A 13,678-nucleotide genomic window follows, 5' to 3' on the forward strand; every position below is an offset into this window, starting at 1 on the left:
AAATTCCTGGAATCACGCTAACGAACGTTCCCTTTCGCTGGCAAACCCTATCCATCCGGCCTGCCGCTGACTGAGGAACAAAAAGTGGGAATAAGATAAATTTTCTTCAGTGGGAAGTAAAATCACATCGCCTTTCAGTCGTCACTATTTCTGAAAACAGCCTGAATATCTTCCATCATAAAGCCTTTCGACATTAAAAAACGCTGTACCTTGCTTTTCTCAGTCCAGGTTTGCGGTAAGGGTTCGCCAAATTTGCGTTTGGCAAGATCGGCTGCGCACTGGCTCCAGTCTACGTCGGTATCGAATAGCGCCTGATTGATCTCCTCACGGCCAATCCCCTTTTGCTGCAATTCCATACGCACGCGCTGTGGACCATATCCTTTACGTGCACGGCTTTGAATAAAGCGTTCGGTAAAGCGCTCATCGTTGAGCCAACCGCTTTCCTGACACCAGTCGAGCACTTTTTCCAGTAACTCGTTGGGAATGGGCGTATTTTCCTGCTGCTGCAGATAAGCCGCACGTTGGGAAGAGAGCTGCAATTTACGCTTCAGCTCTTCACGGCTATGGTCGCGCTGCGAAAGGATGCGCATAGCGCGGTCGAGTAAACGGGAATATGTTGGCACCGGTGCCGCAGATGGTGATGATGACATAGGATCAACCTTGTTCTAACAGTCGTGCAGGGTCGCAGAGTAAAGCAAGAAGGCAGAGAGGAAAAGCGCTGGCGGGGAAAAGCAAAACGGGAGCATTTCTGCTCCCGTTAATATTTTAGAAATCTTCGTTGGTTTCGCTGGCTTCTTCGCGATCATCCGCGGAGATTTTCGCGGTGTCTGCGGCGGCGACATCACCACTTAGCAGTAAGTCACGCAGCTTCTTGTCGATTTCATTCGCAATCGCCGGGTTCTCTTTAAGGAAGTTGGTGGAGTTAGCTTTACCCTGACCAATCTTCTCACCGTTGTAGCTGTACCACGCGCCGGCTTTCTCAACCAGTTTGTGCTTCACGCCAAGATCCACCAGCTCGCCAAAGGTGTTGATACCTTCTCCGTACATGATTTGGAATTCAGCCTGCTTAAACGGTGCCGCAACTTTGTTCTTCACGACTTTCACGCGGGTTTCGCTACCTACCACTTCGTCGCCCTCTTTAATCGCACCGATACGGCGGATATCCAGACGAACAGAAGCGTAGAATTTCAGTGCGTTACCGCCTGTTGTGGTTTCCGGGTTACCGAACATCACACCAATCTTCATACGAATCTGGTTGATGAAGATCAGCAGCGTGTTGGACTGCTTCAGGTTACCCGCCAGCTTACGCATTGCCTGGCTCATCATACGAGCGGCCAGACCCATGTGCGAATCGCCAATCTCGCCTTCGATTTCCGCTTTCGGCGTCAGCGCCGCCACGGAGTCGACGATGATGACGTCAACTGCGCCTGAACGCGCCAGCGCATCACAAATCTCCAGCGCTTGCTCACCGGTATCCGGCTGTGAACACAGCAGGTTATCGATATCAACGCCCAGTTTTTTCGCGTACACCGGATCCAGTGCGTGCTCAGCATCGATAAAGGCACAGGTTTTACCTTTACGCTGTGCAGAAGCAATAACCTGCAGCGTCAGCGTGGTTTTACCCGAAGATTCTGGTCCGTAAATCTCAACGATACGGCCCATCGGCAAGCCACCCGCGCCCAGCGCGATATCCAGTGACAGTGAGCCGGTAGAGATGGTTTCGACATCCATTGAGCGGTCTTCACCCAAGCGCATGATGGAGCCTTTACCAAATTGCTTCTCAATCTGGCCCAGTGCGGCAGCTAAAGCCTTCTGTTTGTTCTCGTCGATCGCCATTTCCACTCCTAATCATGCTGGGTGAGTCGACATCAAGTATGTCGCTCGTTCTGTTGCCGCTAATTATACTGTATGGTCATACAGTATCAAGTTTTAATTTATCAGAAATTCATCAAGCAGCGTTTGCAGCGCCCAAGCCACTGACTGACGGCGTACCGCATCACGGTCGCCAGCAAAGATCTGCCGCTGCGCTAGTACGCGCCCCTCTGGACCCACAATCGCAAACCACACGGTGCCCACCGGTTTATTGGGCGTGCCACCTTCAGGACCGGCAATACCGCTTACGGCGATGGCGTATTCTGCCGCTGCCGCTTTAGCCGCACCGTTAGCCATCTCACGCACCGTCGGTTCACTTACGGCGCCATGCTGCTGCAGCGTTGTCTCCTGTACGCCGACCATCTGCTGCTTAGCTTCATTGCTGTAAGTGACGAAACCGCGCTCAAACCAGGTAGAGCTGCCGCTGATATCAGTAAATACTTTCGCAATCCAGCCGCCGGTGCAAGATTCTGCAGCAGTCACCGTGGCCTGACGTCTTTTCAGCTGTTCGCCAATACGGTGACTTAGCTGCTGTAACTGTTCATCGTTCATCGCCTTCTCCCGTTGTGGCGCTTCACGTTAGCAGTAAATGGTGCACTGAAAAGCCCTTTTCAACCTTCAGCCATCATTTCTGCGTAGTGGATTCCAGATACCTCAACCTGTTTTCACTGCAACCATAAACAGACGCGGGAAGGCTAACAAAACCTGGCCATTACTGCGTACGGGGTAAGCCGGAATGAGTGCCTGATGATAATCATGAAGAAATGCTGCCTGCTGCGTTTCATCCAGCCCCGCGAGGAAAGGACGCAGCCCGGTGGCACGCAACCAGGTAATGATGCCCTGCGCATCTGCCATCGGGTGATAATAAGTAGTGCGCCAGACATCAACCTGACAACCCGCATCGGTCAGCAGATCGTAATAGCGATCGGTGGTTAGCAGACGTTTGCGATCCGCCGCTTGTGGCGAAATCAGCGCCTGCCATTTTTCATTCGCCGCCACTTCACGCATCAGACGGTGCGATGGTTCTTCAAGATTATCCGGCATCTGAATCGCTAGCGCGCCACCGATGGCCAATTGATCAACCAGATGCGGCAGCAAGGTGTAATGCTCGGTCAGCCACTGCAGCGAGGCGTTGGCATAGACAACCTGCTGCGGCTGTTCAGCCTGCCAGCGACGAATATCGGCCTGCAGGAAATGGCAGTTGGGGAGACGTTCGCGCGCCTGTTCTAACATTGCCGCAGAACTGTCAATGCCGGTTATCTGCGCCTCCGGCCAGGCTTGTGCCAGTAGCTCGGTGCTGTTGCCGGGTCCGCAACCAAGATCGGTGGCAAAGCGCACATCATCGAGCGGAATGCGCTCCAATAGCTCGCGCGCCGGGCGGGTTCGCTCTGATTCAAATTGGCGATACAGCTGTGGATTCCAGTCTTGCATGGCAATGCTCCTGTCTTGGCTGAGGGGTTAAACACTACCTGCTTTTCATGCGTTTATAGAAAGAGAAAAGTGCGATATCTCACCTTTTTGCCCTCGTTAGCTGGTTAGCCTGTGCAGATAGCATTAAGTTAAAACGACGTTTCATTTTCCAACCAAGGAGCTTGATATGTCTGCACAACCTGCATTGCCCGGCGTATGGTGTCCGTCAGTAACTCCCTTTGATAGCAACAATAATCTGGATATTGATGCGCTTGGCCGCCATTTTTCGCGCCTGAGCCAATCAGGTATTGATACCTTGCTGCTGATGGGCAGTATTGGCGAATTTGCCTCACTCTCGCAGCAGGAGCGCCTGTTACTGATTGGCGAGGCGCGTCAACTCTCGCCACTGACCATGGTGGCAAATGTCTCCAGCACCTGTATTGCGGACATGCTGCAACTGGCAGATGCGGCCTGGCAGAACGGATTTGATGCTGTGATGGTGCTGCCTCCTTACTATTACGGGCAGACAAATAAACAGCTGCTGAGCTATTTCAAAGCGCTGGATAAACAGCTGGGCGGCAAGTGGTTCGCCTACAATTTCCCCGCACGCACCGGCTGTGATTTAACGCCTGCGTTGGTCGCAGAACTGGCGGCAGAGCTGCCCAACTTTATTGGCATCAAAGACACCATGGATTGCTTGTCGCACAATCGCGCAATGATTGAAGAAACGAAGCAGGTGCGCAGCGATTTCACCGTGCTTTCCGGCTATGACGAATATCTGTTGCCCAATCTACTGGCTGGCGGTTCAGGTGTGATTTCCGGCTTGAACAATATTGTACCGGAGCTATTTGCCCGTGCGATGCAGGCCTGGTGGGCGGGCGATGTAGCGCAGCTCAGTGAGATTCAACAACGTATTGGTAAACTGATGGCGATTTACACTATCGGCGATGATTTTGTTACCACCATAAAAACGGCTGTTGCACGTCGATTTGATTCAATGCGCAGCGACTCGCGCAATTATGGTGGCGAGCTAACAGTGGAACAGTGCGAGGAAGTGGATCGTTTACTGAGTTGAAACAAACAGGACGGCGCAAAGCCGTCCCATAATTAGTTCTTTTTGACGAACTCAGATTTGAGTTTCATCTGGCCAAAACCATCAATCTTGCAATCAATGTTGTGATCGCCTTCGACCAGGCGAATGCTTTTGACTTTGGTACCAATTTTCAACGTCGAAGAGCTGCCTTTAACCTTGAGATCTTTAACGACAGTGACGCTGTCGCCATCGGCTAACAGGTTGCCGTTGGCATCGCGTACCACCAAACCGTCCGATGCATCATCGGCGTTTGCCGTCCAGATATGGCCGCAAGATGGGCAATTCAGATTCTCGCCATCTTGCCAGGTGTAATCGGCGTGGCAGACAGGACAGGCAGGTAAGGTACTCATAAGCGCTCCTCAGAAGTCGGATGCGGTGAAGATGGCACCGCAAATGGGGCGCCATCTTATACCCTCACACTTTATATGGACAGCATTAAAACAGGCTGCCCTGACGTGCTTTAGCCACGGCTTCACCCAACTGCCACACCGCCATTGCATAGTGGGTGCTGTGGTTATAGCGCGTAATGGCATAGAAGTTGGGCAGACCATACCAATATTGATAGCTGGTGCCGAGATCCAAACGCAGCAAACTGACCTGAGTATTGCCGCCCAGCGATCCCTGCGGCGTTAACCCACTCGCGGCTAAGGTGCTGATTGGGTACTTGGTTTTAAAGCCATTCTCCAATGCCGGAGCCTGCCCGCTGGCTGGCACCGCAACGTTCTCGCCCGCACGCCAGCCATGTTCTTTGAAGTAGTTGGCTACGCTGCCAATCGCATCAACCGGATCCCAAAGGTTGATATGACCATCGCCATTAAAATCGACTGCGTATTGCTTATAAGAGGATGGCATGAACTGTCCATAACCCATCGCACCGGCAAAGGAGCCGCGCAGATCCAGCGGATCGTCTTGCTCTGTTCGCGCCATCAGCAGGAAGGTCTCCAACTCACCGCTGAAGTAAGCTGCACGACGCGGATAGCTAAATGACAAGGTTGCCAGCGCATCCAGCAAGCGCGTTTTGCCCATTACCCTGCCCCAGCGCGTCTCAACGCCGATAATGCCAACAATGATTTCCGGCGGCACGCCGTAAACCTGCTGCGCACGCTGTAGCGCATCCTGATACTGATTCCAGAATGCCACGCCGTTCTGCACGTTATCCGGCGTAATAAACTTGTTGCGATAGCGAATCCACGCGCCATTCGGTCCGGTTGGCGGCGTATAGCTCGGGGCTTGCTGATCCATCAAACGCAGCACGTAATCCAGACGCTTCGCCTGGCCGATAACCGCATGCAATTGCTCACGGTTAAAACCGTGTTTTGCCACCATTTGATCAATGAACTGTTCAGCGGCGGGGTTACCCGCAAAATCGCCAAACATCGGTTGAACCGCGTGCGAAGGTTCCAGCAAAAAGCCGCCTTTCGGTGCAGGCACAACGGCGGGCTGCTGATGGGATGCAGGCTTACTGCTGCAGGCAGCAAGCAGAGTAATAAGCGGAAGAAGAGCAACCTTAAAACGCATTGGATATCCATAAGCCAGGTGAAACCGGAAGCACTCATGGTAATCGTTCATAGGGGTGACATACAGAGCAATATCTTAAAATTTAGCCGTTTCCCGCCCGTTTCAGCCGGTTGCAACGCGAATTTGCGAAACCGCTCCACACTTTACCTTTTTCATTAAATTTTGCTTTTTACCGTTTGCGGCAATTTGTTATGGTCGGCAGCCATAAAGCCCTGCTGGCGGATGAAGGTTACGCGGCAAAAATGGTAATATCCCGCTTTCGTTATCCGCCCAAGTGATAACGACACTTCCGGGCTGCATTGACCCAGCCTCAGGTAATTAAAAGAATGAATGTTGAGTGAGAATGAGATGAAAGGAGCAGAGCAAATGGACTTTAGTGGCCATACGCCGATGATGCAGCAATACCTGCGCCTGAAGGCCGATCATCCTGACATCCTGCTGTTTTATCGCATGGGCGATTTTTACGAGCTGTTTTACGATGACGCGAAACGCGCCTCGCAACTGCTGGAAATCTCTCTGACTAAACGCGGCGCCTCTGCTGGGGAACCGATTCCGATGGCGGGCGTGCCTTACCATGCGGTTGAAGGCTATCTGGCGAAACTGGTCCAGCTCGGCGAATCGGTGGCGATCTGTGAGCAGATTGGCGACCCAGCCTTGAGCAAAGGCCCGGTTGAGCGAAAAGTGGTGCGTATCGTTACACCCGGTACCATCAGCGATGAAGCGTTGCTGCAAGAGCGCCAGGATAACCTGCTCGCCGCCATCTTCCAGAGCCAGCGCGGTTTTGGTTATGCAACACTGGACATCAGTTCTGGTCGCTTCCGCCTGAGTGAACCCGGCGATCTGGAGACGATGGCAGCAGAACTGCAGCGCACCAATCCGGCTGAACTGCTCTATCCCGAAGATTTCCAGGCAATGACGTTGATCGATCAACGCCGTGGCCTGCGTCGCCGCCCGCTGTGGGAATATGAAATCGATACGGCGCGCCAGCAGCTCAATCTGCAATTTGGCACCCGCGACTTAAGTGGTTTTGGCGTTGAGCAGGCGCATCTGGCGCTACGCGCTGCAGGATGTCTGCTGCAATATGTTAAAGACACGCAGCGCACGTCATTACCGCACATTCGCTCGCTGAGCATGGAGCGTCAGCAGGATAGCGTGATCATGGATGCTGCTACGCGCCGCAACCTGGAAATAACGCAAAACCTGGCCGGCGGCATCGAGAACACACTGGCGGCGATACTGGATAAAACCGTCACGCCGATGGGCAGCCGTATGCTGAAACGCTGGCTGCATATGCCGCTGCGCGATGTCACTACCATTGCCCGGCGTCAGGAGTCTATCGCAGAACTGCAATCACTTAGTCAGGAGCTGCAGCCGGTGCTGCGCCAGGTGGGCGATCTGGAGCGTATTCTGGCGCGACTGGCACTGCGCACCGCGCGCCCACGCGATTTGGCACGTATGCGCCATGCCTTCCAGCAGTTGCCCGAGTTAAACCAACAACTCGAGGGCGTTGAGGCCACGCAGTTAATTAATCTGCGCACTCAGATAGGCGAATTTACTGAACTGCGTGAGTTGCTGGAACAGGCGATCATTGAATCGCCACCGGTGCTGGTGCGCGACGGTGGCGTGATCGCTCCGGGATACAATGCTGAACTCGACGAGTGGCGTGCGCTAGCCGATGGTGCCACCGATTATCTTGATCGTCTGGAAATCCGTGAGCGCGAGAAACTCGGGCTGGATACGCTGAAAGTCGGCTTTAACGCGATTCACGGCTACTACATTCAAGTCAGCCGTGGTCAAAGCCATCTGGTGCCGATTCATTACGTTCGCCGCCAGACGCTGAAGAATGCTGAACGCTATATCATTCCTGAACTAAAAGAGTATGAAGATAAGGTCCTGACGTCGAAGGGCAAAGCGCTGGCGCTGGAGAAAGGTCTTTACGATGAGCTGTTTGACCGCTTGCTACCGCATCTTGAAGCCCTGCAAATCAGTGCGGCTGCACTCTCTGAGCTGGACGTGCTAGCAAACCTGGCCGAACGTGCCTGGACGCTGAATTATTGCCGCCCGGTGCTGCAAGAAAAAGCCGGCATCCGTATTACTGCAGGCCGCCATCCGGTAGTCGAGCAGGTATTGAAAGAGCCGTTTATCGCGAATCCGCTGTCACTCTCACCGCAGCGTCGCATGCTGATCATTACCGGCCCCAATATGGGCGGTAAAAGTACCTACATGCGCCAGACAGCGTTGATCGCGCTGATGGCGTGGATAGGCAGCTATGTGCCAGCAGAAGAGACCGTCATCGGCCCTATCGATCGCATCTTCACGCGCGTCGGGGCTGCTGATGATCTGGCTTCCGGACGCTCAACCTTTATGGTGGAGATGACGGAAACCGCCAACATTCTGCATAACGCTACCGAAAACAGTCTGGTACTGATGGATGAAATCGGGCGCGGCACCTCAACTTATGATGGTTTGTCGCTGGCATGGGCCTGCGCTGAAAGTTTAGCGAATCGCATCAAGGCCATGACGCTGTTTGCCACCCACTATTTCGAGCTGACCACGCTGCCGGAAAAAATGGAAGGTGTCGTGAATGTGCATCTGGATGCGGTCGAACACGGAGACACCATCGCCTTTATGCACAGTGTGCAGGATGGTGCTGCAAGCAAAAGTTATGGTCTCGCGGTGGCGGCGCTGGCGGGCGTGCCGAAGGAAGTGATTAAGCGCGCGCGTAACAAGCTGAAGGAGCTGGAAGCGTTATCTGGCAGCTCCGCCGCATCCACAGTGGAAGGTTCGCAAATGCAGTTGCTGGTGGCAGAAACCTCACCGGCGGTTGATGCGCTTGAGGCACTGGACCCAGACAGCTTAACGCCGAAGCAAGCGCTGGAATGGATCTATCGCTTGAAAACGCTGGTGTAGTTATTCGCCCGCCCAGAAGCAACGTTCTGTGCGGGCCATTTTTTCTTTCTTACAATTCCCTGGTGTTAAGCAATTTCAGCGGGCTCATACTAATCAACTCGCCCGGCTTTAAATCACACTATATCCCCCATCGATCACTAAATTCTCGCCATTGACCATTGCCGCTTCATTGCTGCTGAGATACAGCACCGTACTCGCGACTTCGTCAGGTGTGGCAAAACGTCGTGATGGGATTTTTGATTTCATCTGCTCCGCTCGCTCCCCATGCCAGTAACGCTTACCTAATTCCGTCTCAACCACCGTTGGTGAAATGGCATTAGCGGTAATACCAAACGGCCCCAACTCCGCTGCCAACACCCGCGTGAAAGACACCATACCTGATTTGCTGGTGCAATATGCCGCGTGCTCATTGAGTGCAATGACGCTGGCCTGTGAGGCGATGTTAATCAGGCGGCCAAAACCGTGTTCTTTCATATATCGAGCACAATGCTGAGCGAGGAAGAATGGCGCGGTCAAGTTAATCAACATCGTGGTATTCCAGCTGGCGAGTTGCACTTCGCCCACGGATTCCAGCATGCCAATACCGGCGTTATTGACTAGGATGTCAATGCGGCCAAAATCATGGTGAATCTGCTCAACCAGTTCGCCAAGCGCTTCGACATTAGCCAGATCGAAAACGTAACCTCGCGCAGGGTTGTCCATCTTGCTGGCAACCGTTTTTACCTCTTCTGCGCGATCGATCATCGCCACTTGGGCACCCGCAGCACTTAAACAGCGGGCAATGGCGTAACCAATTCCCGATGCGGCGCCGGTGACGATGGCGACCTTATTTTGCAGTGAAAATGGTGTTGTCATGTTGTGGTCCTTTTCATTGAGGGGATTTATTCGGATTCGCTGGCCGTGGTTTTGGAAGGAGCGTTACGCTCTATTTTTGGTTGGGGATCACGAATAAAGAATGTCATGACGCCGCCAGCAAAATAGAGAACGGAGAAAGTAATAATCACGTGCTTGATTTCAAATGACAGGCCGAACATTAGTGCGGCAACCGCCGGACCAATTAGATTACCGAAACCACCACCCAGATTTTGCACCGAAACCGCAGCGCCTTTATGCTGCGGCGCCAGCATCGGGAAAATCGCCCCCATTGGCACAAAGGAGGTGAGCGTTAAGGCTAATAACAGCGCGCAGACAATGGCTAATGCCAGATTACCTGGGAAAAATGAGGGTAAATAATAGAAAGCGGCAGTGGTAATCGTGCATCCGAAGAAACCAAACCAGCGCATTTGAAAAATCCAGCCAATACGATCGCCAATAATTCCCCAAAGCACATTGGTTATTGGTTGAACCAGGAAAAATACGCCCCAGATAGTCGCCCACTCTTTAGTAGAAAATCCTAATTCACGGGTGAAATAGATCGGCATAAATACCGGCAGGCCAAATAATGCCACATTACATAAAATGCGTATTATCAGCGCAAAGAACATACTGCGGTCTTCGAAGATCAAGGTTATTCCGCGCGATATTTCCCGCAATTTTTCTTTGCGACTGACGCCGTTACTATTTAGATTGTGTTCACTCTGAGTTTTAACCGTAAACAATATAATCACACCGCCCACCGCAGCAAACAGCAGTGAAAGCCAAAGCGTATTAATGAACCCAATTTCAGGCACCAGAAGGCCGGAGAGGAAGGAAGCTGTAATGCCATAACCAATGGTAAACATCGACCATATCCAGCCGGTTGCAGAGGCAAGTCGATGCTCAGGCGTGCGCTGCACCACTAATACATAGAATCCATAAAAAAACAGCGGATAAGCGAAGCCGCGCAACGTATAACTCACCAACATCCAGGTAAAGTTATTTTCACTTACGCCAAAATAAACAAATACGGCATGTAACACCATCCACCAAATAGCGCCGGTGAGCATAATTTTCTTCGGACCATAAATTTCACTGACGGCACCGGAAAGCCAACTTGAAACTGCTGCCGTTAACGCATAAACGGTGAAAACTAATGAAACTTGTTTTTCTCCATAGCCGAGATCGTAGAGATATCGGGAGAGATGAGCCAGTTCGATGCCATCGCCGGTCATGAAGATGGCCATCGCAATATATCCCCATAGCAGAGATATTGGCATCCCAAAAACCACTCTGGAGTATTGTGACTTTGTACTGCTGCTTTGCACACACATTGTTCTTCTCACTCCCTTTTAGTTATTCATTGCTTGAATATCCTGGTGATACAGCGAGCAAGAAAATGGCATAGCACCGTGTTAAAAACTTTTATCAGAGTGACACGGAGAAAGGAAATAAGGCAAAATCGCAAAGAAAGTCGTGCGCAACATTACAAATTGCTAAATGAGAGCAAGATAAATTGAGCATTTATTAGATGTTTAATTAACATCTAATGGATTTAATTTACGTTTATCTATTTAGGTGAGGGTTTAAGTGATAGCGTTAAAAGATTTTACTTTGGTGAATTAACAAGTGCTGTCTGTATATTTTAACCAATAAAAAAGCGGTGGTTTTCACCACCGCTTCTTGTATTAACCACGTATTCTGTTATTCACGAAACAGTGCTTCGATGTTCAAACCTTGCGTCTGCAGAATCTCACGCAGACGACGCAGTCCTTCCACCTGAATCTGACGTACGCGTTCACGGGTCAAACCGATTTCACGACCGACATCTTCAAGCGTTGCCGCTTCGTAGCCTAACAGGCCGAAACGACGCGCCAGCACTTCACGCTGCTTGGCATTCAGTTCAAACAACCACTTAACGATGCTCTGTTTCATATCATCGTCTTGCGTGGTGTCTTCCGGACCGTTGTCTTTCTCATCGGCCAGGATATCCAGCAGCGCTTTTTCGGAATCGCCACCCAAAGGTGTATCGACCGAGGTAATGCGCTCATTGAGACGCAGCATACGGCTCACGTCATCAACAGGCTTGTCTAGCTGCTCGGCAATCTCTTCAGCACTTGGCTCATGATCAAGCTTGTGCGAAAGTTCACGCGCGGTACGCAGGTAAACATTTAACTCTTTAACGATGTGGATTGGCAGACGGATGGTGCGGGTTTGATTCATAATCGCCCGTTCAATTGTCTGACGAATCCACCACGTGGCGTAAGTTGAGAAACGGAACCCACGTTCTGGGTCAAACTTCTCTACGGCGCGAATCAAGCCGAGATTACCCTCTTCAATCAGATCCAGCAGCGCCAGACCACGATTGCTATAACGACGGGCAATCTTTACTACCAAGCGTAAGTTACTTTCAATCATGCGGCGGCGAGATGGAATGTCACCCCGCAGTGCACGGCGCGCAAAAAAGACTTCTTCTTCTGCCGTCAGCAGCGGTGAATAACCAATCTCTCCGAGGTAAAGCTGCGTCGCATCCAAAACGCGTTGCGTCGCACCCTGTGACAACAGCTCTTCTTCCGCTACGTCGTTGTTATCACCAGGTTCGTTCTCAACGAGAGCCTTCTCATCAAAAACCTCAGCTCCGTTGTTTTCCTCGAATTCCGCATCTTCATGTAAATCGTTAACTTTCAGCGTATTCTGGTTCATTAGCGGCTCCTACCCGTGATCCAAGGGCAGAACCAAGGTTCTGCCGGATTATCGCTGCGGTAAATAACGCAACGGGTTTACGGATTTCCCCTTGTAACGAATTTCAAAGTGCAATCGTACTGAACTGGTACCGGTGCTACCCATGGTAGCGATTTTTTGCCCCGCCTTAACTTCCTGTTGTTCCCGGACCAGCATAGAGTCGTTATGGGCGTAGGCGCTCAGGTAGTCATCATTGTGTTTGATGATGATTAAATTACCGTACCCACGGAGCGCGTTGCCTGCGTACACCACTCTTCCCGAAGCTGTGGCGACAACAGGTTGTCCACGCGAACCGGCGATATCGACCCCTTTATTTCCGCCTTCCGCAGCGGAGAAGTTATCGATGATCTTCCCATCAGTCGGCCAACGCCAGCTTCCCACTGGAGTTGTGCTATTGGTCGTGCTGCTGACTGTAGGTGGTGCGACAACCGGAGCTGTGGTCGTTGCCACATTATTTGCTCCTTTCGACGGCAGCAATTTGCTACCCGACGAATTACCCGAATCATCAGAATACGTAATAACAGGTTGCTGTGCAACAGGGGTGGATTTAATTTGCGTCTGGCTCGGTGTAACTGGCACGCCGCCCTGCGTTGCATCGGCGGCAGTAATCGCGTTTCCACCGGTAATGGTCTGGCCGTTACCATTACCAACCTGCAGCGTTTGCCCAGCGTTCAAGCCATACGGGGCTGCAATATTGTTACGCTGTGCCAGATCGCGGAAATCGTTGCCGGTAATCCAGGCAATGTAGAACAGGGTATCGCCACGTTTTACGGTATAGGTTTCACCACCGTAGCTACCTTTAGGAATATTCCCATAATTGCGATTGTACACAATGCGACCATTTTCCGTGGCCACATTGTTATTGTCACTTACCATTCCACCTGACGGTTGTGCCGATGGTGTGCCGCCGCTTAACATTCCGCCACGTGGCATCGCGGGCACAGCGCTGTTTTGCGAAGAGATCATGCCGCCGCCTGGGGCTGAAGCCATACCGCTATCGCCGCTATTACCACCAATCTGGCTAATGGGTGCCTGTGTATTATCGCCAGAACTACAGCCCGCCAGCCAAAAACCTACCAAAGAAAGTGCCGCCAAACGGCGTAATTGAAATGCTGTGCTTCCCATGCTCACTGATCCCCCGTGATGGCAACCCTGAATATAAATGTGTAACGGCGTTAACCGCATTATCCACTGCGCGTAACGTTAAAAACGGTTTTTAGCATTGATAAACAAGGATAGTAACAATATCAACTGTGCCGTGCCATGTAACAGTTGTGA

General features: G+C 51.8%; 12 protein-coding genes. 2 read left to right on the top strand and 10 right to left on the bottom strand.

Annotated features, from left to right (window positions below):
- Window positions 1-134 precede the first annotated feature (134 nt).
- The 4 genes from K5Y33_RS17080 to tam all read right to left on the bottom strand — a co-directional run bounded on the left by K5Y33_RS17080 (window position 135) and on the right by tam (window position 3,303).
- Window positions 135-650, bottom strand: coding sequence for a regulatory protein RecX (locus K5Y33_RS17080; RefSeq protein ID WP_222234628.1), 516 nt, complete (start codon window positions 648-650; stop codon window positions 135-137).
- A gap of 115 nt (window positions 651-765) precedes the next feature.
- Window positions 766-1,836 carry a recombinase RecA gene (recA, locus tag K5Y33_RS17085; protein WP_101762617.1) on the bottom strand — a complete coding sequence of 357 codons (1,071 nt, stop codon included), beginning with the start codon at window positions 1,834-1,836 and terminating at the stop codon, window positions 766-768.
- Between the two features lie 93 nt (window positions 1,837-1,929).
- Entirely contained in the window at window positions 1,930-2,424 is a 495-nt protein-coding gene (gene pncC, locus K5Y33_RS17090) for a nicotinamide-nucleotide amidase (protein ID WP_222234629.1), read from the bottom strand.
- 102 nt (window positions 2,425-2,526) lie between these two features.
- Window positions 2,527-3,303 (bottom strand): trans-aconitate 2-methyltransferase, encoded by a 777-nt coding sequence (gene tam / locus K5Y33_RS17095; protein ID WP_222234630.1) that lies wholly within the window; start codon window positions 3,301-3,303, stop codon window positions 2,527-2,529.
- Window positions 3,304-3,469: 166 nt separating this feature from the next.
- Here tam and K5Y33_RS17100 point away from each other — a divergent pair, with 166 nt between their 5' ends.
- Window positions 3,470-4,357 carry a dihydrodipicolinate synthase family protein gene (locus tag K5Y33_RS17100; protein ID WP_222234632.1) on the top strand — a complete coding sequence of 296 codons (888 nt, stop codon included), beginning with the start codon at window positions 3,470-3,472 and terminating at the stop codon, window positions 4,355-4,357.
- A gap of 32 nt (window positions 4,358-4,389) precedes the next feature.
- Here the strand turns inward: K5Y33_RS17100 and K5Y33_RS17105 are convergent, their stop codons facing one another.
- Window positions 4,390-4,725, bottom strand: coding sequence for a zinc ribbon domain-containing protein YjdM (locus K5Y33_RS17105; protein ID WP_192236517.1), 336 nt, complete (start codon window positions 4,723-4,725; stop codon window positions 4,390-4,392).
- Window positions 4,726-4,810: 85 nt separating this feature from the next.
- Window positions 4,811-5,893 carry a lytic murein transglycosylase B gene (mltB, locus tag K5Y33_RS17110; RefSeq protein WP_222234634.1) on the bottom strand — a complete coding sequence of 361 codons (1,083 nt, stop codon included), beginning with the start codon at window positions 5,891-5,893 and terminating at the stop codon, window positions 4,811-4,813.
- A gap of 366 nt (window positions 5,894-6,259) precedes the next feature.
- On the opposite strand from mltB, the gene mutS reads away from it, so the two are divergent.
- Window positions 6,260-8,803: a DNA mismatch repair protein MutS gene (gene mutS / locus K5Y33_RS17115; protein ID WP_222234635.1), complete on the top strand. Its 2,544-nt coding sequence runs from the start codon at window positions 6,260-6,262 to the stop codon at window positions 8,801-8,803.
- 108 nt (window positions 8,804-8,911) lie between these two features.
- On the opposite strand, the gene K5Y33_RS17120 is transcribed toward mutS, so the two are convergent.
- The 4 genes from K5Y33_RS17120 to nlpD form a co-directional block, all read right to left on the bottom strand.
- Complete coding sequence (locus K5Y33_RS17120; RefSeq protein WP_222234636.1) at window positions 8,912-9,658, bottom strand: GolD/DthD family dehydrogenase; 747 nt, start codon at window positions 9,656-9,658, stop codon at window positions 8,912-8,914.
- A 26-nt stretch (window positions 9,659-9,684) separates the two neighbouring features.
- Window positions 9,685-10,992: an MFS transporter gene (locus tag K5Y33_RS17125; RefSeq protein ID WP_222234637.1), complete on the bottom strand. Its 1,308-nt coding sequence runs from the start codon at window positions 10,990-10,992 to the stop codon at window positions 9,685-9,687.
- 370 nt (window positions 10,993-11,362) lie between these two features.
- Complete coding sequence (gene rpoS / locus K5Y33_RS17130; protein WP_007893257.1) at window positions 11,363-12,361, bottom strand: RNA polymerase sigma factor RpoS; 999 nt, start codon at window positions 12,359-12,361, stop codon at window positions 11,363-11,365.
- A 48-nt stretch (window positions 12,362-12,409) separates the two neighbouring features.
- Window positions 12,410-13,525, bottom strand: a complete 1,116-nt coding sequence (gene nlpD / locus K5Y33_RS17135) for a murein hydrolase activator NlpD (RefSeq protein WP_222234936.1) — start codon at window positions 13,523-13,525, stop codon at window positions 12,410-12,412.
- Window positions 13,526-13,678: the final 153 nt, after the last annotated feature.

Origin of the sequence: Pantoea sp. DY-17, from assembly GCF_019795975.1 — a bacterium.
GTDB lineage: Bacteria > Pseudomonadota > Gammaproteobacteria > Enterobacterales > Enterobacteriaceae > Pantoea > Pantoea leporis.